Below are 19,673 nucleotides of genomic sequence, written 5' to 3'. Positions count from 1 at the left end.
GAAGAAGCTCCAAGGAGAATCCCACCCGAAAGGAGAGATGCGAAGTGGATTGGGGACGGGCCAAAAGCGTGCTCATTCTCGCCTTCCTGCTGCTGAATGCCGTGCTCGGCTACCAGCTCTGGATGGAATGGCGGGAACGGATCGATTCGGCCGTCGACTGGACTTCGCTCTCTCCGGAGACGCGGCAGCTCATGACGAACAAGGGCATCCGGATCGACTCCGAGATTCCGACCGAGATGCCCCTGATGCGGGAGCTGACCTACCGCCTGAAGGATTCTCCGGCTTCCGCCGAAGGCGAACCGACTCCGCTCGATCCGCCGCCGAACACGAGGATCGTCTTCTCCGAAGAGGAGCTTCAGCAGTCGCTCGGCGGAACGATCCCGGAGCTGGCGAAATACCGCTTCGACAATCCCGGAAGCAACGAGAAGATGTTCGTGCTGAATCGGGTCGAAGGGGATTGGCCTATCTTCGACGTGCGGGTCGAACTGTACTATCAGAATCAGAAAATAACCGGCTACCGGCAAGACCGCATAGACTCCGTGACGTTCGGCAGCGAGAAGCCGCAGAAGGTTCTGCCCGCCACCCAGGCGGTCGACAAGCTGATCAAAAATTACTTGCCCGCCGGTTCGGCGATCAAGGAGATCGAGCTGGGCTATCACGGGCAAATGTTCGACTCGGAGACGCAAGTGTCGATTCCTTCTTGGAGGGTTTTGCTGGAGGACGGCGAAGTTTATTATGTTAATGCCAACAGCGGCGAAGTTGTCACCGACCGGGCCGATCCGTCGGGAGAGAAGCCCGCGGCGGACGGAGTTGCCGGGATCGGCGGGTAGCGCAAGAAGCATGGGAGAACGGGGAAACGAGAGGACAACATCATGGGACTGCGGTTTACGGTGCTGGCCAGCGGGTCGACCGGCAACGCGACGGTCGTGTCTTCGGACGCGGCGACGGTGCTGGTCGACGTGGGCTTAAGCGGCAAAAAGATCGAAGAGTTGATGAACCAGCGGGACGTGTCCGGACGCGATCTGGATGCGATCTTCGTGACGCACGAGCATTCGGACCATATTAAAGGGCTGGGCGCGCTGGCCCGCAAGTATGAGCTGCCCGTCTACGCGAACGAGAAGACGTGGGCCGCGATGGCGAAGTCGATCGGCGAGCTGGCGGACAGCCAGCGGCGGATCATGCCGGCGGACAGCGAGATGGAGATTTTCGATCTGCGGGTCGAATCGTACGCCATCTCGCACGACGCCGCCGAACCGGTCGGCTACTGCTTCCGTTCCGGCGGAGCGAAGTTGAGTCTGGCGACCGATCTCGGTTATGTCAGCGACAAAGTCATGAATCAGCTGAAGCATTCGGACGTGCTCGTGCTGGAGTCCAACCACGACGTCAACATGCTGCGGATGGGCCGGTATCCCTGGAACATCAAACGACGCATTCTGGGAGATACCGGACATCTGTCGAACGAAGCCGCGGGCGACGCGCTTTGCCGGTTGTTGTCCGGCGGCATGCGACGGGTGTATCTGGCCCACTTGAGCCAAGAGCACAATCTGATGGATTTGGCCAAGCTGACGGTGAATACGATATTGGAAGACAACGGTTTTTTCTATCAACGGGACGAATTCTCGATTTGCGAGACCTATTACGACCGTCCGACCGAATGGGATCTGGTCAAATCATAGCGTCCAGCTCGTCTTCCATCTCGGCCGCCTTCATCCGCATCTCTTCAGGCGATACGATTCCTTTCTCGACCAGCAGTTCGATCAGCGTGCTGAGCGCAAGGAGCTGGCGGTAATTGTCTTCTCTCAAGTCGGAGAGCTTGGCGGCGACGTCGAGGAACGAGCCTGTCCAGGCGGATGGCGGCATTGACATCTCTTCCTTTCATTACATAAGAATTATGAGAAGTCTATTCTTGCTTCGGTTCGGCAATTCTATTAGTATTTTAGTCAAAACGTGCGAAGATCATTCCAGCGATCTAAGCGATATTCATAGAGCGCGGCGGCGTGGGGGGCTTTCAGGGGCCTGGAGAAAAGGATGGTGCGGCCATGAGTTTTTTCGATGACGATTTTTACTCCACGCGGGTACCGCGGAAGACCCGCAGAGGCCTTGACAGACGGAGAGAGCCGTCTTTCGGCCGAAGCTCCATGCGCCAAGGCTCGGTCTTCCGCGTCGCGCTCTTCTCTTCGCTTGTCAGCTCGCTGCTGGTCGCCGTGCTCTTCACCCTTTTCCTGGACCGGGGCTCGGAGCCTCGCAGCGTCCCCGCGCTGGCGTCGGGCCAGCCGATCGTGGAGACGTCGGAACGGATCATCGACGCCGCGGCCAAGATACGTCCGGCCGTCGTCAGCGTGATCAACCGGCCCAAGCAGGAAGACGGAGGAGACGGCGCGGACGCACCGAGCGGCGACGATTCGCTGGAGAACGCAAACCTCGGATCGGGCGTCATTTTTCAGAAAAAGGACGGAAAGGCGCTCATCATTACGAACGCGCACGTCGTGGCCGATTCGGGCAGCGTGCAGGTCGTCATGGTGAACGGAGACCAGAAGACGGCGAAGATCGTCGGAGCCGATGCGATCTCCGACCTGGCGGTGCTGGAGGTGGACGACAAGGGCGTCGGCGCCGTGGCGACGCTGGGCAAGTCCTCCGGCTTGCGGGAAGGCGAGACGGTCATCGCCGTCGGCAATCCGCTGGGCCTTAGCGATTCCTTGACGGACGGTATCGTCTCCAACCTGAACCGCCTGCTTCCCGTGTCGATCAATCAGAACGGCGTCTACGATTGGGAGGAAGAAGTCATCCAGATCTCGGCGCCGATCAACCCCGGCAACAGCGGAGGCGCGCTGGTCAATCTGAACGGCGACGTGGTCGGCATCAACAGCATGAAGGTGGCGGACACGGGCGTCGAAGGAATCGGCTTCGCGATTCCGATCGACGACGCGGCTCCGATCGTGAACCAGCTGATCGAACACGGCAAGGTGCTCCGTCCTTATCTGGGCATCTACTCGATGGATCTATCCGTCTATCAGGCGGGACTTTCGGCAACGCAGGACGGGAGCTCCGGAGGGAGCGATTCGTCCTCGGACGGCCAGGACGAGGACCCGCTCGTCGTTCCGAAGGGCGTAAAGGACGGCGTCGTCGTGCTGGAGGCGGTCGGTCCCGCGAAGGACGCAGGTATTCAGCTGAACGATATCATCGTCAAGCTGGACGGCAAGCCGATCGACGGCATGCTGGCGCTTCGCAAGTATTTGTACGGTTCCAAGAAAATCGGGGATACGCTGGCCGTCTCGCTTTATCGCGACGGGAAACCGTTAGAGCTTAAAGTGAAGCTGGCTGAGCCTCCCGACGATGACGACGAATGATGAGGAAAGAAGGATCGCTCACCGAATGTACTGTGTGTGCAAAGAGCATGTAGAACTGGCCATCGACAAGTTCGTGGACGAATACGAGGATGCGCCGGATCTCGTCAATCTTGCGGAGACCCGGTTTACCGGCTGGACTCCGCCGGAGCGCTGCGAGTGGTGCGACGCTCCCGCCGCGATTCTTGTCGTCTAGCCGCCCGGCTTACGGGCGAGCGCCAGCCCCCGGTTCCGAAGGAAGGAGCCGGGGGCTTTTGTTAACCAATAAGAATTTATAAGTTCCCGGGGTCCCCGCAAAGTACCTGAATAAGCTTCGAAGCTAAGCCCCACTTTGTGGGGTTATTTTATGCCCTCTCATCCGTCCTCGATCGTGATCTCCGCTTCCGTTCCGCTAAGCAGACCGCCGCGGAAAGCGACCCGCACCCGAGGGCCGTAAACGAGGACGAGCCTTCGATAAACGTTGTAGATGCCCGTATGCCGCTTGAAGTACGGATCGGCTTCGTCGACTCCTTGCTCCAGCAGGCGACTGATCATGGCCAGCGCTGCCGGATCGGCTCCGACGCCCGTATCGCGAACGGCGATCCGCAGGGCCGAGCCTATCCGGCCGGCGGAGACCGTCAAGCGGAACTCCTCCGCGGACAACGCCGGACTCCACCCGTATTTGAGCGCATTCTCCACGAAGGGCTGGATGGACAGCCGCATTACCGGAACGTCCGTTAGCGCCGGATCGATCTCCCACTCCGTCCGCACTTCCTTGCCGTTGCGGTGGCGATGAATGTTCAGGAAATCGCGAATGTACGCGATCTCCTCCCGGAGCGGAGCCCAGCCGTCGTCGTTGCGGACGTTGTAGCGCATCATTCGCGACACGGTCTGCACCATGTCGCTGACGGCTTCCGCCTTGTTCAGAGCGGCATAAGCATCCAGCGTCTCCAGCGTGTTGAAGAAAAAATGCGGATTGGTCTGCGCCTGCAGCTGCAGCACTTCCTTCTCCCGTTCGCGCAGCTTGCTTTGATACACTTCCCGTTCCATCCGCTCGAGCTCGACGACCATCCGGTTGTACGTTTGCACGAGGAAGCCGATCTCGTCGTGACCGGCGGGCTGGGGAATCGGCTCGTAGCGGCCCCGGGGCAGCTTGCGCATGCCGCCGACCAGCTTGTCCAACGGCCGGAGAACCGCCTGCATGGCGGGAAAGGCGATGAAGCAGCAGAGTGCGAGCGCGAAGACCGCGATCATCAGCGTCCAGCGAAGCGACCTCCTCACCCCGTCGGTGATCGCGTCGAGCGGAGCGACCCAAACCAGCTTCCAGCCGCCGATCTTCACATCCTCGAGTACGGCTTGATAGGAGGCGCGCTCCGAAGTGAATGTCCATTCCCGTGCTTGCGGATCGTGCTCGGCAACGGCGCCGCGCAGCCGTTCCAGAAGCGGGCGATCCATCTGCTGGTTGGCGACGACCGCTCCGCTCTGCGGATGGTAGAGCAGGATTTGCCCGTCCTTGTCGGGGTAAGCCCCTCTCATCAGCTCCCGGAAATACTCGGCGCGGATATCGACGATCAACCAAGCGGAGATTTGCCCGCTGGACAGATCGAACGCCGGGCGGACGACCGACAGAATCTCTTCCGGCTTGTCCAGCAGATAGGAAGCCGAATGAGGCGGGCTTAGCGTCGTTTCCCGGATCTGCGGCAGGGCGGCGAAGAACGGGTCGGCGTCAAAAGGATAGATGTAATTCATTCTTTTCTGATAAGATTGATAGAGTATCTTGCCTTTCCGGTCGGTGTACACGACCCCGAGCAGCTCCGGATGGGACTGGATGAAGCTCTGGATCAGCGGCTCGAACGCCAGGGAATAGCGGGCTTGCGAGACGATGTCGGAGGCGGGCGTTTTCAAGTATTTCTGGAAGTTAAGATCGATCAGAAGCGGGTCGAGCGCATGGCTGACGCCGTCCGTGTATTGGGAAATGTTCTCGGCGACAAGCTGCGAATATTGGGAAGTGATGGCGGCGGAATGGCTCATGCTGGAACGGAACATCGTCTCGTACCAGCCGACGCTGGCGAGAGCGATCGGAGCGATCGACAGCGGAATCAGCACGCCGAGCAGCTTCAGCTTGAGGGATAGGCGGAGTCGGCGGCGGGGAAGACCTCCGGGCTGCGGCAACATGGCAACTCTCCCGATTAATTTGATGGGTTTAATATGATATTGTACACGAAAATGAGCCTGAGGGGGATCTCCCATGAAAATTTGCGTGGCCGACGACGAGCAGCGGGTACGGGAAAGCATCGTCCATAAGCTGAGGGGCTGCCATCCTTACGCAGAGGTGTTCGACGTCGGGTTCGGTCAGGAGGCGCTCGAGCGGATCGTCGCCGTGAGGCCGGATCTTCTGTTCGTCGACATTCGGATGCCGGAGCTAGACGGCCTGTCGATTCTGCAGGAAGCGAAGCGTCTGCGGCCGATGACGGAGGCGATCGTTCTGACGGGTTACGAGGATTTCGACTATGCGCGAACGGCGCTTCAAAGAGGAGCTCTCGATTATATGCTGAAGCCGGCGGACCGGGAGCAGTTGCGGCAGAGGGTCGCCCGGGTATACGAAGGGATGTCGGCCCGTTTCGCGGAGCAGGTCGGCGTCCGGCTCCGCGGGGATGCGGGAAGCGGAATCGTCCGCCGAGACGGGAATCTGTCGCTCTGGTTCGACGAGCGCGCCGGCAAAACGGTCCGGTTCCGCGAGTCCGGAGAAGAAGCGGAGGCGCTCGCGATCGGGAGCGTCCGGAACGGGGACGTCGAGGCCGACATCGTCCCCGCGGCGTCTTGGCCGTCCGGAACGGTCTTCTTCCGGCCGGACGAATTCCCGGGGGCGTGGGAAGCCGAGCTCGGGCGGTGGCAAGACCGCCGGTTCTATGGGAGACCGCCGGCGAGCGGAGCCGCCCGGCTCCATCCTTATGCCGTCCCCCCGGAGGCCGCTGCCGCTCGCCGCCAGGTGCTGCTGGCGGCGAAGAAAGGGGACCGGGAACGGTTGAACCGCTCCGCCGCCGACTGGCTGGGCGCCTTGGAGGGGATTCGCGCCGAGGCGTTGAAGCGGGAGTGCGAGAAGCTGCTGAATTGGCTGGACGAGGGACTGTTCGCGGAATCTCCGGCTTCCGGGTTGGGGAGCCGGACGGAAGACCGTGCGGCGGAGCTGGCGGTCTTGCGAACGTGGCCGGAGCTGCGGGGCTGGATGCTGAAAGCGTTGGATGCGTACTTGCCCCCGCGGCCGGTTGCGGCGACAGCTTGGGATGAAGTGCTGGGGTTGCTCGAGAACGGGGAGGGCCCGGGTCTATCGCTCGAGGAAGCGGCCTCCCGCCTGGGCGTTCATCCGGTGACGTTCAGCCGCCTGTTCAAGCAGCGGGTCGGGGTTCCGTTCGTCCGCTATATGGTAGAACGAAGAATGCAGAGAGCCCGGCTCCTGCTGCTCGCCGGCAACGACCCGGTAGCCGACGTGGCGGAGGCGGTCGGATATGCCGATCTTCGCTATTTCGGCAGCTTGTTCAAGCAGGCGTTCGGCATGACGCCGGGCGAATACCGCCGGCTGCACGGCACACGATCCGGCGGGCCGCGCTAAAAAGTTCGCCCAAGGCGCTAAATCATTCCCGCTGCCGCCGAACCGGCGCTACGGTATAATGCGGGGAAGAGAGATCGAGCGGCAAGACGGATGGGCGCCAAGTCTAATCCGAGTTACTCGATCCGAATTTAAAGATATGCCGCTGGCGACCGGACGACCGGAGAAGCGAAGACGAGCCTACTTTACCTTCAAGGGAGTGTCCTCATGAACAAAATCGCCTTCGGCCTGTTGTCTTCGGCCGCCGCCATTTCCTTGCTGTTAACGGGCTGCTCCTCCGAGCAGACCGGTTCTACGGCATCCGGAACGTCATCCGGCACCGCATCCGGCACAGCCGCCGCCGACACGGCGTCCGGATCGAAAGCGCCGGTCACCATTACCTATTGGAGCCGCTGGCCCGAATCGCGGCAGGCGATCGAACAGACGATCGCCGACTTCGAGAAGGACTATCCGAACATTCACGTCGATTTTCCCGATATCGTCTCTTCGCAGTATCCCGCCCAGCTTCAGGCCGCGATCTCCAGCAACAGCCTGCCGGACATCTTCGCCAACTCCAACGCCGTGCCGATCGACCAGCTGAACCGTCTCGGGCTGATCCACAATCTCGACGACGTGCTGACGGACGAGCGGAAGCAGCAATTTTACGACGGAACGTGGACGGAAGGGTACACGACCCTGGACGGCAGCGTCTACGCGCTGCCCCACTTCACGCCGCGCCGGTACTCGCACATGCTCTATTACAACAAGGACGTGTTGGCCAAGGCGGGGCTGACGGAGAACGACGTTCCGAAGTCGTGGGAGGACCTGGAGAAGGTCGGCGAGAAAATCCGCCAGGTCGGAAGCGACGTCTACCCGCTCATTCTCGGCATCAAGACGGATTGGCTGGTCACCGGCTATATCGGGCAGATGGCGACGGCGATCAAGCCGGAGGTTGTCCCGAACGACGGCTTCAACCTGAAGACCGGGCAATACGAATTCGATTCTCCGGGCTATGTGGAATCGGTCGAATTTCTCAAGAAGCTGCAGGACGAGAAGCTGCTTCACCCGAACAGCCTCGTCATCGATTACCGCGAAGCTTCCAGCCTGTTCGCCGCAGGCAAAGCCGCGTTCGTCATCGACGGCACGTTCCTGTCCTCGGAGCTTCAGCAGAACAACAAGTTTAACGACTTCGGCGTCGCGCCGCTTCCGACGAAGGACGGGAAGCCCTCCTACTACGCGTTCCAAGGGGAGACGAAGGCGACGGTGCACGTCAGCAAGAACACGAAGCACTACGAGGAAGTCAAGCTGTTCTTGAACTATTACATGGATCATTTCTACGTGAACCAGCTCAAGCTCGGCGTGGAAGGCTCGCCGATCGTCGAACAGAACAAGACGACCCAGGTCGACAATCCTCAGTTCTTGCAGGCGCAGGACATTCAGGACAAGGCGTTCATCCTGTCGCCCCATCCGTATACGCGCAACAAAGCGGCGGTGCAGGTGAACACGGAGCTGAACGGCAAGAAGCCGAAGGAGAACGTCGGGCAGATCGTCGAAGGATATTTGGCGGGACAGGTGACGGACTTGAAAGGGCAGCTGGCCCAGCTTAGCGCGGGCTACAATCAGGCGCTCAAGGAATCGATCGACAAAGTGAGCCGGTCGGGCGCGAAAATCTCGGCGACGGACTACCAATTCCCGAACTGGACGCCGTTCGAGCCGTACACGAGCGACAAATACGCGGAATTGGCGAAATGAGCGGGGCCGCGGGCATGGAGAACGGAGGCGGTCGGGGCATCCGGCGTCCGCGTTCCCGCCCGCCGTACCGTTTGGAGGAAAGGAGTTGAGTTCGCGCCATGTCCTTGGGAGCCAACGAGGCGATGACGGTCCGGACCGATGCGTCTCGCTCCGTTGTGACGCTTTCCCGCCGGAAAAGAACGCGGTACGCGTGGGCGTATCTGTTCGTTTTGCCGCAGGTCGTTTTTTTCGCCGCGTTCACGATCTATCCGATCGCGATGAGCTACGTCTATTCGTTCTACGAATGGAGCGGCATCGGTCCGTTGGAGGATTCCGTCGGATGGAGCAATTTCTCCGAGCTGCTGCGGGATCCTGCGTTCTGGAACGCTTTCCGCAACAGCCTGATCTACATCGGCGCGACGGCGGCGATCTTGCTCCCGTCGTCGCTGCTGCTGGCGCTCGTTCTCAATCGGGCCGTTTTCCGGGGCAAAGTGTTCTATCGGACGGTCTATTTCCTGCCCGTCGTGACCGCGGCTTCCACGGTCGGCATCGTCATGAAGTTCATTTTCGGCAACGAGAACGCGCTCGTGAACGGCCTGCTGCTTAAGCTGGGGCTGCTTTCGGAGCCCGTGCCGTGGCTGGGGCAGGCGGGAACGGCGATGGGCGTCCTGGTGCTCGTCGGGTCGTGGAAGTTTTTCGGCATGGCGATGGTCTACTGGCTGGCGGGCCTGCAGTCGCTTCCCGGCGAAGCGTTCGAGGCGGCCCGGATCGACGGGGCCGGAAGCGCGCAGGTGCTGCGATACGTCACGCTGCCGCTGCTGAGGCCGGTGGCCGCCGTCGTGCTGCTGCTCACCGTCGTGAACAGCATGCACGTGTTCGACCTGGTGAAGACGCTGACGGGCGGAGGACCCTTCTACGCGACGGAGACGGTCGATCTGTATATTTACAATTATGCCTTCAACACGAGCGGCTTCCCGCGGATCGGGTACGCTTCCGCGGCCGGCATCGTGTTCGGTCTCGCGATCTTCCTGCTGACGCTGCTGCTCGGCTGGCTCGTGCAGGCGTCCAGGGAACGCGGGGAGCGGCCTCGCCGCGCCGCCGCCGCGAGAGGAGGCGGGCGCGAATGAGGCGACTCGTCGCGAGACGCGGAACGAACGCGCTGCTGCACTTGGCTTTGTTGACGTTCGGCGCGCTGTGGGTCTATCCTTTTGTGTGGATGCTGTTCTCTTCGCTGAAGACGAACACCGAATATATCGCCTCCGGCATCCGGCTGCTGCCGGAGAGCGCCCAGTGGAGCAACTTCTCCCGGGCATGGCGGGTCGGCCACTTCTCGGCGTACTTCGCCAACTCGGCGATCGTCACGGCCGCCACCGTCGTCATCGTCGTCGTCCTGTCGGCGCTCGCCGGCTACGCGCTCGGACGCGTCCGCTTCCCTGGCGCCCGGGTGCTTCTGGCGGCGTTCACGGCGACGATGTTCATTCCGAAAGGGTACACGATCCTGCCGGTCTATCAGCTGATCAAGCACCTTGGCTTGCTGAACACGATGCCCGGCGTCATTCTGGCCGAATCGTCCGGCGCCCACGTGCTGTTCATTTTGCTGTACACGGCGCACTTCCGGTCGCTTCCCCAGGAGCTGGAAGAGTCGGCGGAGATCGACGGCAGCGGGTTCTTCCGGACGTTCCGGCAGATCATGCTGCCGCTCTCGCTGCCGATCGTGTCCACGACGGTCATCATGCAGTTCATCTGGACGTGGAACTCGTTCTTCGTCCCGCTGATCTTCACGCTGAACAAGCCCGAGCTGCGGACGCTCGCGGTCGGCATGTTCTCGTTCACCGGGGAGAACACGGTCGACTGGTCGGGCATGGCCGCCGGCGCTTCCATCTCGCTGATCCCGGTCATGGTCGTCTTCATTTTGTTCCAGCGCTACTTTATCAACGGCATCGCCGGTTCGGTCAAAGGCTGACCGGCGGCGGGCCGCGAACGCGAGCCGGACGAACCGCCGCGGGCGCGTCCGGCGTCGCCGCGGCTTATCCGGCGCAAGTAGACAAATCCGATCGCCGAAGGAGGAAACAGCATGTCAGGCAAACCGCATATCGTCATCTTCAACCCCGATCAATGGCGCGCCGACGTCATGGGGCATCTCGGCAACGAAGCCGCGGTCACGCCGAACCTGGACCGGCTCGCCGGGACGGAAGCCGTGTCGTTCCGCAACGCGTTCTGCCAGAATCCCGTCTGCACGCCGAGCCGCTGCTCGTTCATGAGCGGCTGGTATCCGCACGTGCGCGGCCACCGCACGATGTTCCATATGATGCAGGAGGACGAGCCGGTTCTGCTGCGAACGCTCAAGGACAACGGCTACGAGGTATGGTGGGGCGGCAAGAACGACCTCGTGCCGGCCCAGAACGGCTTCGACGCCTACTGCGACATCAAGTACAAGCCGGAGAAGCTGCCGCGCCCGGAGACGAACCTGCATGCCGCCGACGGCTGGCGCGGCGATCCCGAAGGAGACAACTACTATTCGTTCTATGCCGGCCGCCTGGAGAAAGCGCCGGACGAGGAAGCCTACTACGACGGAGATTGGGCGATGGTTCTCGGCGCGATCGACTTTATCCGCAACGCGCCGCACGACAAGCCGATGTGCATCTATTTGCCGCTTCTGTACCCCCATCCCCCTTACGGGGTCGAAGAGCCGTGGTTCGGCCGGATCGACCGGGATCGGCTGCCGGAGCGGACGCCCGCGCCGGATTGGGAGAAGAAGCCGAGCCTGCTCAAAGGCATCTACGATCGCCAGAAGCTGCAAGGATGGACCGAGGATCGCTGGCGGGAGCTGCGGGCGACGTATTACGGCATGTGCGCGCGCGTCGACCACCAGTTCGGGCTGCTGCTCGACGCGCTCAAGGAAGCGGGTCTTTACGACGACACGGCGGTATTTTTCTTTTCCGACCATGGGGACTTTACGGGAGATTACGGACTGGTGGAAAAGACGCAAAACACGTTCGAGGATTGTCTGACCAACGTCCCGTTCCTGATCAAGCCGCCGAAGGGGGTGGACGTTCAGCCGCGGGTCAGCGATGCGCTCGTCGAGCTGATCGACTTCCCCGCGACGGTGGAGGCGCTCGTCGGCCTGACGCCGGGGCACACCCATTTCGGCCGCTCGCTGCTGCCGGTGCTGGCCGGGGAACGCGACGAGCACCGGGACGCGGTATTTTCCGAAGGGGGACGGCTGCACGGAGAGACGCAGGCGATGGAGCTGGAGAGCACGTCGATGGGGACATCCGCCGGTCTGTACTGGCCCCGGGTGGGCCTGCAGCAGCAGGAAGGGCCCGAGCATACGAAAGCTGTCATGTGCCGAACGCGCGACTACAAGTACGTCAGGCGCTTCTACGAAAGCGACGAGCTGTACGATCTGCGCCGCGATCCGCGCGAGACGGACAACCGCATCGACGATCCGGAGCTTGCGGGCGTGCTGGCTTCTCTCAAGGAGAGGCTGCTCACGTTCTATATGGAAACGGCCGACGTCGTGCCCATGAAGACCGATCGAAGATTTTGAAGAGGGGCGCTCCTAGAGGGGAGCGCTTTTCGCGCTTACAGCGGACGGATTCGGCGGCGGAACCAATCGGCGGCCCACTTCCACAGGACGTTGACGGTCAGCCCGAAGGCGACGACGAGCCCGGACACGGTGACGACGAGAGCGATCCATTGGAACGGCGAATACGAGAGAACGACCGACCAGCGGATCCGTCCCTTCAAATCGTCGATGACCTGGTTCATGCCGTAGATGCCGCTGATGACGGTATAGATGGTGAGCACCGTCAGCAAGTAGCTGGAACGCTTCGAAGTGGAGTTCTCCTGGTACTGGAACAGATCGTTCAGCGTCTGCTTGACGTCCTCGAACAGCTCGTCGTTGCCGTACATTCGGCGCAATTGGAGGAAGATCTCGCGCCCTTGCGACTGAGACGCCACCTCCAGGAAATAGTACTTGGCCGAGAAGGCGGTGATGGAACGGATGAGCAGGGCGGTCTCCTCCGGATTCCGTTCGAGCTGGACTTTGGAGTAGGAAGTGGACAGCTTGAGCAGGACGATGCGATGGAACAGGTTCAGCAGCAAGCCGTAATAGTACTCGCCGTACATCTTCCCGGCCAGCCGGTCGGCCAGCTTGTCGGGAGCCCGGGTCAGGCAGCAGAAGCTGCTCTCGTCGGCCAGATAGAACGTGTCCGGCGCCCAGCGGTCGTAGCCGGTGTCCCGGCAATAGCCCCGGATGTATGGAAGATGGCTGGCGCTCACGTAGGGCTTGCCCTCCTCGTCCATGCCGTCCAGGCGGGTAGCCCGGTAGCGGTCGATCAGGGAGATGTCCTCCTGCTCGTCGAACAAGTACAAGGCGATCACGTACATGCGTTCGTCGATCAGCAGGGGGAGCTTCTCGAAGTACGTGTCGTTCATCGACGACCGGTCCAGAAACGGCATCGTTCGCGGGACGAGCGCCTCGAACAGGAACGATTCGACTTGGTCGTACGTCCGGCCTTCGTACACGACGCGGTCTTCCGGCTGCTCCCCGGCCGGATGCTGAAGCACGCGGAACCGCTTGGCGAATTCGACGGCTTGGGTCAGGGACAGCCCCTCCCCCGATAGCCCGACCCGGAGAGTCAGGAAACCCGTGTCGAACGGAGTGAGCACGACGTCCGTGGAATGAATGGCGAACCGCCACCGTGCCGACGGGGAAGCCAGTTCGGCTTCGGCGTTCAGCGCTTTGCTCAGCCGTTGAAAGCATTCGGGATTGTCGTCGTCCGGGTAGAGGATGTGGCTGGTGAACGGCAAATAGTAGCTCTCCATCTCCCGGTGGGACACCCGCCGCTTCCCGTAATAGCGGCGCTCGAGCGCCAGCTCGTCCAGCCTGAACGCGTCGTACCCTTCGCCCAGCAGCACGTCCCGCATCTTCCGCTGGCCGTTCGCTTCGAGCGAGAAGGGAAACAGGAATTGCAGCTGCGCTTCGCGAAGCTTTTTGTCCCGCAAGTCGAGCTTGTCGTTCATCTTCCGCACTTCCCTTCTGTTTACAGCGGCGTCTGCGCCTGCTTCTCGTCCTCCTGCAGCTTCTTCTTGTAGGCGATATCCCGTTCGAACGCCTGCGCGATCGCCGCACGGTCTCCGTAGACATAGAGAACGTCCCCGGCCTCCAGCTCCGTGTCCAGTCTCCGATCTCGGATCATGACCGTTCCGCGCTTGAGGACCAGCACGTTCAGATCGCCCTGGCTCTCGCTCAGGCCGGAGAGCGTTCGGCCCCGCAGGGGGGAGTCGGGACCGATCGGAATGTCCAGGAACGCGTCGTCGCCCGAGAACAGCAGCGCTTCCTCCACCGACAGCTCATGAATCTCGAACGTCATCCGGAACCGGCCGCTCATCCGGTTGTTCAGCCAGCGTCCGGCCGCGGGAGTCCGCAGCCCCAGCAAGGCCGCCAGCAGCACGGCCGCCGCCGCGGCGAGCCGCGCGAGCCGGAAGTCCCGGATCAGCAGGCTGCTCATGATCGAGATGACGACCGCGAGAGAGAACGCGCCGAACAGGATGAGAAAGATGCCGATCCGGCGCCGGACCGGGTGCCCCAGGATGAGCTCCGACTCTTGGGTGGTGAAGCCGGTTCCGGTCAGCAGCGAGACGACCTGGAACCTCGCCACCCGCCGCTCGAGCCCGGTCGCTTCCACGAGAACGACGGAGATTTCGATGACCAGCATAACGATGGCCAGATAGACCGCGATGATCGCCATGGCGTTCCGCCTTTCCCGGACCGTCGGGACCTGGCCGCGGCGAGGCCCGAACGGTTCCGCTCAACGGGATGCTTGTATTCTCCCTTTACCCCGGGACCCAAGGGGCGTAAGCAGGAGGAATTTGCCGAAAACCGCCTCGATCCCCGGGTCGAGGATGCTTCAAGGAGGGGTTCGATCCCTTTTGGAGGAGCTCTCCGAAAAAAACCAGAAAATCTCTGCCGAACCGATTGACAGCACGCGTTGCCCAGTGTAAAGTGTCAAATAGATTTCACATTTGGAAAGGAGGATTGCGTTCCATGCATAACGACATGATTGTTCCAACTTTTACCCGCCGCACTCGCCAATCGCATGAACGTAATCCATCCGCGCGGATCTAATCGGGTTCACTATCCCAGGCGCATGGTTACGTTACCGTAATCGTGCGCCTTTCTTACACGGACGGAAGGGAACGTGTGTTCCGGTCCGATGACAAGAGGCGTATCGCTTGCGGCGGTATGCCTCTTGTTTTTTGGACCTTCCGAATGGCGAAATTTCGATAGACAGAAAGGTGTGGGAGAGAAGAATGTTCATCGTATTGAAAAAGCTGAGCTGGTTCTTCAAAATGCATTGGCGAAGATACTCGCTCGCGATCGGGCTGCTCATCATCTGCGGCATCGTGGACGTCATCCCGCCGAAGCTGGTCGGTTTTACGATCGACGGCATCCACGACGGGACGATGTCGGGCGGCGCATTCGCCCAGACGCTGGTGCTCTGGGGCGCGCTTACGGTCATCAGCTACGGAATCACCTGCGTGTGGATGTATCAGCTGTTCGGCGGGGCTTTCGTGCTGGAGAGGCTGCTGCGGAAGCGGCTCATGCGGCATTTTCTGAAAATGACGCCGACGTTCTACGAACGCAACCGGACGGGCGACCTGATGGCGCGTTCCACGAACGACCTGTGGGCGATCTCGAACACGGCGGGCTTCGGCATCCTGACGCTGATCGACTCGTCTCTGTTCATGCTGACGCTGCTGTTCATGATGGCGGTGCTGATCAGCTGGAAGCTGACGCTCGCGGCGCTGCTGCCGCTGCCGATCCTGGCGCTGCTCATGACGACGTTCGGCCGCAAGATCCACGACCGCTTCATGCGGGCCCAGGACTCGTTCGGCGAGCTGAACGACCAGGTGCTGGAATCGGTCTCCGGCGTCCGCGTCATCCGCGCCTACGTTCAGGAAGAAGCCGACCGCGACCGGTTCCATGAGAAAACGAACGAAGTGCTCGGGCGCAATATCGCGGTCGCGAAGATCGACGCCTTGTTCGAGCCGACCAATAAAGTGCTGGTCAACCTCAGCTACATTATCGGGCTCTGCTATGGCGGCTATCTGGTGTTCCGCAGCGAGATCACGCTGGGCGAGCTCGTCTCGTTCAACGTGTTCCTCGGCATGCTGATCTGGCCGATGTTCGCCATCGGCGAGCTGATCAATATCATGCAGCGGGGCAACGCCTCGCTCGACCGCGTCAACGAGACGCTCGGCTACAAGCCGGACGTCGACGACGGCGACGGGCTCGTTCCGGTCGAGACGCCGGAGAGCGTCGAATTCAACAGCGTCACCTTCCGCTACCCGAGCTCGTCTATCGACAATCTGGTAGGGATCGATCTGGCGCTGAAGCGCGGGCAGACGCTCGGCATCGTCGGGCGGACCGGCAGCGGGAAGACGACGCTTCTGAAGCAGCTGCTGCGCGAATACCCTCTCGGAAGCGGGGAGATCTCCGTCTCCGGCGTCCCGTTGGCGCAGGTCGAGATCGACCGGCTGCTCGGCTGGATCGGGTACGTGCCGCAGCAGCCGATTCTGTTCTCGCGCACCATTCGCGAGAATATCCTGTTCGGCCGCGAGAACGCGACCGAAGACGAGCTGGAGCGGGCGCTCGCCCGGGCTTCGTTCGCCAAGGACATCCGGTTCCTCCCGGACGGGCTCGAGACGCTCGTCGGCGAGAAGGGCGTGGCGCTGTCCGGCGGCCAGAAGCAGCGGGTGAGCATCGCCCGGGCGCTCATCGCCGACCCGGAGATCCTGATGCTCGACGACGCGCTGTCGGCGGTCGACGCCAAGACGGAAGCCGAGATCATCGAGGGCATCCGCACCGAGCGGGCGGGCAAGACGACGCTCATCACGACGCATCGCCTGTCGGCGGTACAGCACGCGGACTGGATCGTCGTTCTGGACGAAGGACAGATCGTCGAGCAAGGAACGCATGAGCAGCTGCTGAGTCTCGGCGGCTGGTACAAGGAGCAGTACGACCGCCAGCAGCTCGAAGCGATGGTCGAGGCGTCCTAATCCTTAATCCGGCCTGACCGGACCGATCGAATTCCGAAAAAGATTGAAGGTGCGAATCCGTGGGGAAAACAGGCAAGCGATTGCTTCAATACGCCCTTATTTATAAGAAGCCGATTATTCTGGCGCTGATTCTGCTCGCGCTCTCGGTGACCGTCGAGCTGATGGGTCCGTTCATCGCCAAGCGCATGATCGACCAGAACATCCTCGGCGTCGAGAAAACCTGGTACGAGACTTCGGCGAGCGGCAAGATGACGGCCGAGTACGACGGCAAGTTCTACAAGCGGGAGGACCGCTTCTCGGCAGGCGAGCCGCGGGGAGCGGCGGCCCATGTGCTGCAGGTCGGGCGCAGTTACTATTGGCTGGCCGGTGAAGATGCCGCCCGTTTCGCGGACGGCGCTCGCAGCGTATCGGACGGCACGTTGACCGTGAAGGCCAAGGACGGCAGCGAGCAGGCCTATCCGGTCACGAAGCTGAGCGCGTCCGAGCTGTACCGCTTCTATAAGCCGGAGATGCCGAGCCTTCTGACGCTGGCGGCTTCTTACTTCGGCCTGCTGCTGCTCGCGGCCGTGTTCACGTACGGCCAGAGGCTGCTGCTGCAGACGTCGGCGAACCGGATCGTGCAGCGGATGCGCGAGGACGTCTTCGCCCATACGCAGCGGCTGCCGGTGCAATACTTCGACAACCTGCCGGCCGGCAAGGTCGTCTCCCGCATCACGAACGACACGGAGGCGATCCGGGAGCTGTTTGTCGCGGTGCTGGCGAACTTTTTCACCGGGGCGGTGTACATGGCCGCCATTCTGGGAGCGCTGTTCGTGCTCAGCCCGACGCTCGCGCTCATCGCGCTGCCGCTCGTGCCGATCCTGATCGTCTGGATCATCGTCTACCGCAAGTACGCGGCCCGTTACAACCATGTCATCCGCACGAAGCTGAGCGACATCAACGCGATGATCAACGAGTCGATCAACGGGATGCCGATCATCCAGGCGTTCCGCCGCCAGCGGCAGACGATGGAGGAGTTCGACGGGCACAACCAGGAGTTCTATACGTATCAGAACAAGATGCTCAGCCTGAACTCGATCACGTCCCACAACCTGGTGAACGTGCTGCGGAACATTATTTTCATCGGAGTCGTGTGGCTGTTCTGGGGGGACCTGTTCGGAAGCGCGGTGACGGTGGGCGTGCTGTACGCGTTCGTCGACTATATGAACCGGATGTTCCAGCCGATCGTCGGCATCGTCAACCAGCTCGCGAATCTGGAGACGGCGCGCGTATCCGCGGAACGGGTGTTCACGCTGCTGGACGAACCGGGCGTCGACGTGGCGACCGGAACGCTGCCGCGCTACAAAGGCGAAGTGTCGTTCGAGAACGTCACGTTCGCGTACAAGGCCGGGGAGAACGTGCTGAAGAATATCTCGTTCCAGGCCCGCCAGGGCGAGACGGTCGCGCTGGTCGGCCATACGGGCTCGGGCAAAAGCTCGATTCTGAACCTGCTGTTCCGCTTCTACGATGTGGAACACGGCTTGATCCGGGTGGACGGAACCGACGTGCGGGACATTCCGAAGCAGCTCCTGCGCCAGCATATGGGCATCGTGCTGCAGGATCCGTTCCTGTTCACCGGTACGATCGCGTCCAACGTCAGCCTGGATAACCCGGCCATCAGCCGGGAGAAGGTCGAGCAGGCGCTGCGTGACGTGGGCGCCTACGATATGTTCCGGAACTTGCCCGGAGGCATCGACGAGCCGGTCATCGAGAAGGGCAGCACGCTGTCCGCAGGCCAGCGGCAGCTCATCTCGTTCGCGCGGGCGCTCGCCTACGACCCGGCGATTCTCATCCTGGACGAAGCGACGGCCAGCATCGATACCGAGACCGAGGCGATCATCCAGGCGGCGCTCGACGTCCTGAAGAAAGGGCGCACGACGTTCGTCATCGCCCACCGGCTGTCGACGATCCGGCAGGCCGATCAGATTCTCGTCCTCGACCACGGCGAGATCGTCGAGCGCGGCAACCACGAGACGCTCATGGAGCTGAAGGGCCGGTACTACGGCATGTACCAGCTCCAAGCCGGCGGTGGCACGGCGGTGCTAAGCGCGTAATCACGGTCGATAGAACAAAGAAGCTTCGCCTCTCCAAGACGAAACGAGTCTTCAGGGCGAGGCTTCTTTTGCTTTGGCAAGATGATGTTGTTAGATGAGGTATAAGGCAAACGGCGACTCGAAGCGCAGAGGAATTTTGATAGCGACATCCGTTCCTGTTTTTAAGTAAATTTCGCGGTTGTAACCTGCTAATCTTAGATCAGGATAAGGTGCGCTCAGTACGTAACGGTCATGGGACATCACGAAATTTGCCTCGACAATTTGCTGTCTATCCCAGTAGCCATAGACGGTGATGGTTTTTGGCTTTTTAGAAACTTCATTTAGTCTTTGAGGGATTTCAATATAAATTTGCTGGAGCAATTGCATGAAAGATTGCGCTTGTTGCGTTTGCGGGTTCCTTTCTGTTTGACTGAGAAACGAATCAGAATTTAGAGCAATATCCAGGATAAGGCTTTTCTTTTCGGCATTATAATTGGACAAATTTGAGGCTATTACCACTGCATCGTCCTTTAGATAACTTTCATAGAGAGCATGGATCTGATCTTCGTTTGGAGTCGGTTTGGGAGCAAGCGACTGATGAAGAGCAAGGAACATTAGTACAAGAAAAGGAACCAGGAACACAACTCCCGCTGCTTTATCGCTGAGCTTTTTTGGTTTGTCCCGTCTGAAAAACATAAGAGAGTAGGCTAGCGAACCGCCTGCAACCGGAATGGTGTAGAGAGTAAAGACAATGGTGAAGAGGATGTTGGGTTCGGAGAAGTTCAGGTAAATTCCCGCGAGCCATACGGCCAGCAACAGATACATCATCTTTTGGAGCTTTGGACGCTTCTGCATTGGTTATTCCCGTCCCTTTTTTTTCGCTTGTTTCTCGGA

16 protein-coding genes are annotated in these 19,673 nt (G+C 60.9%); 11 read left to right on the top strand and 5 right to left on the bottom strand.

Going from position 1 to position 19,673, the window contains the following annotated elements:
- Positions 1 to 44: 44 nt before the first annotated feature.
- Positions 45 to 830: a two-component system regulatory protein YycI gene (gene yycI, locus H7C18_RS31385; RefSeq protein ID WP_185133076.1), complete on the top strand. Its 786-nt coding sequence runs from the start codon at positions 45 to 47 to the stop codon at positions 828 to 830.
- A 42-nt stretch (positions 831 to 872) separates the two neighbouring features.
- Positions 873 to 1,676 carry an MBL fold metallo-hydrolase gene (locus H7C18_RS31380; RefSeq protein ID WP_185133075.1) on the top strand — a complete coding sequence of 268 codons (804 nt, stop codon included), beginning with the start codon at positions 873 to 875 and terminating at the stop codon, positions 1,674 to 1,676.
- On the opposite strand, the gene H7C18_RS31375 is transcribed toward H7C18_RS31380, so the two are convergent.
- Positions 1,666 to 1,860 carry a hypothetical protein gene (locus tag H7C18_RS31375; RefSeq protein ID WP_185133074.1) on the bottom strand — a complete coding sequence of 65 codons (195 nt, stop codon included), beginning with the start codon at positions 1,858 to 1,860 and terminating at the stop codon, positions 1,666 to 1,668. The genes H7C18_RS31380 and H7C18_RS31375 overlap by 11 nt on opposite strands.
- Before the next feature lie 179 nt (positions 1,861 to 2,039).
- On the opposite strand from H7C18_RS31375, the gene H7C18_RS31370 reads away from it, so the two are divergent.
- Both H7C18_RS31370 and H7C18_RS31365 read left to right on the top strand, forming a co-directional pair.
- The gene (locus H7C18_RS31370; RefSeq protein ID WP_185133073.1) at positions 2,040 to 3,347 is read left to right on the top strand and encodes a S1C family serine protease; all 1,308 of its coding nucleotides are present in this window, start codon (positions 2,040 to 2,042) and stop codon (positions 3,345 to 3,347) included.
- Positions 3,348 to 3,372: 25 nt separating this feature from the next.
- The gene (locus H7C18_RS31365) at positions 3,373 to 3,540 is read left to right on the top strand and encodes a CxxH/CxxC protein (protein ID WP_185133072.1); all 168 of its coding nucleotides are present in this window, start codon (positions 3,373 to 3,375) and stop codon (positions 3,538 to 3,540) included.
- A 158-nt stretch (positions 3,541 to 3,698) separates the two neighbouring features.
- Here the strand turns inward: H7C18_RS31365 and H7C18_RS31360 are convergent, their stop codons facing one another.
- Positions 3,699 to 5,498 (bottom strand): cache domain-containing sensor histidine kinase, encoded by a 1,800-nt coding sequence (locus H7C18_RS31360; protein ID WP_185133071.1) that lies wholly within the window; start codon positions 5,496 to 5,498, stop codon positions 3,699 to 3,701.
- Between the two features lie 73 nt (positions 5,499 to 5,571).
- On the opposite strand from H7C18_RS31360, the gene H7C18_RS31355 reads away from it, so the two are divergent.
- From H7C18_RS31355 to H7C18_RS31335, 5 genes are all read left to right on the top strand, one after another.
- A complete protein-coding gene (locus H7C18_RS31355) occupies positions 5,572 to 6,933 on the top strand; it encodes a response regulator transcription factor (RefSeq protein ID WP_185133070.1) in 1,362 nt (453 codons plus the stop codon).
- Positions 6,934 to 7,137: 204 nt separating this feature from the next.
- A complete protein-coding gene (locus H7C18_RS31350; RefSeq protein ID WP_185133069.1) occupies positions 7,138 to 8,661 on the top strand; it encodes an ABC transporter substrate-binding protein in 1,524 nt (507 codons plus the stop codon).
- A 98-nt stretch (positions 8,662 to 8,759) separates the two neighbouring features.
- Complete coding sequence (locus H7C18_RS31345) at positions 8,760 to 9,767, top strand: carbohydrate ABC transporter permease (RefSeq protein WP_185133068.1); 1,008 nt, start codon at positions 8,760 to 8,762, stop codon at positions 9,765 to 9,767.
- Positions 9,764 to 10,603 (top strand): carbohydrate ABC transporter permease, encoded by an 840-nt coding sequence (locus H7C18_RS31340; RefSeq protein WP_185133067.1) that lies wholly within the window; start codon positions 9,764 to 9,766, stop codon positions 10,601 to 10,603. Before H7C18_RS31345 ends, H7C18_RS31340 begins: the two co-directional genes overlap by 4 nt.
- Before the next feature lie 111 nt (positions 10,604 to 10,714).
- Positions 10,715 to 12,190, top strand: a complete 1,476-nt coding sequence (locus tag H7C18_RS31335) for a sulfatase family protein (protein ID WP_185133066.1) — start codon at positions 10,715 to 10,717, stop codon at positions 12,188 to 12,190.
- Positions 12,191 to 12,225: 35 nt separating this feature from the next.
- Here H7C18_RS31335 and H7C18_RS31330 read toward each other — a convergent pair whose 3' ends face one another.
- On the bottom strand, positions 12,226 to 13,668 hold the full coding sequence (locus tag H7C18_RS31330) for a magnesium transporter CorA family protein (RefSeq protein WP_185133065.1): 1,443 nt from the start codon (positions 13,666 to 13,668) through the stop codon (positions 12,226 to 12,228).
- Positions 13,669 to 13,688: 20 nt separating this feature from the next.
- Positions 13,689 to 14,396, bottom strand: a complete 708-nt coding sequence (locus tag H7C18_RS31325) for a TrkA C-terminal domain-containing protein (RefSeq protein WP_185133064.1) — start codon at positions 14,394 to 14,396, stop codon at positions 13,689 to 13,691.
- 562 nt (positions 14,397 to 14,958) lie between these two features.
- Between H7C18_RS31325 and H7C18_RS31320 the strand changes: the two genes are divergently transcribed.
- Positions 14,959 to 16,707, top strand: coding sequence for an ABC transporter ATP-binding protein (locus H7C18_RS31320; protein ID WP_185133063.1), 1,749 nt, complete (start codon positions 14,959 to 14,961; stop codon positions 16,705 to 16,707).
- Between the two features lie 59 nt (positions 16,708 to 16,766).
- Positions 16,767 to 18,800 carry an ABC transporter transmembrane domain-containing protein gene (locus H7C18_RS31315; RefSeq protein ID WP_185133062.1) on the top strand — a complete coding sequence of 678 codons (2,034 nt, stop codon included), beginning with the start codon at positions 16,767 to 16,769 and terminating at the stop codon, positions 18,798 to 18,800.
- 90 nt (positions 18,801 to 18,890) lie between these two features.
- On the opposite strand, the gene H7C18_RS31310 is transcribed toward H7C18_RS31315, so the two are convergent.
- On the bottom strand, positions 18,891 to 19,634 hold the full coding sequence (locus tag H7C18_RS31310) for a hypothetical protein (RefSeq protein WP_185133061.1): 744 nt from the start codon (positions 19,632 to 19,634) through the stop codon (positions 18,891 to 18,893).
- Positions 19,635 to 19,673 lie beyond the last annotated feature (39 nt).

Source organism: Cohnella zeiphila (assembly GCF_014212055.1).
Taxonomy (GTDB): domain Bacteria; phylum Bacillota; class Bacilli; order Paenibacillales; family Paenibacillaceae; genus Cohnella; species Cohnella zeiphila.
This window is presented reverse-complemented; position numbering and strand designations above follow the sequence as displayed.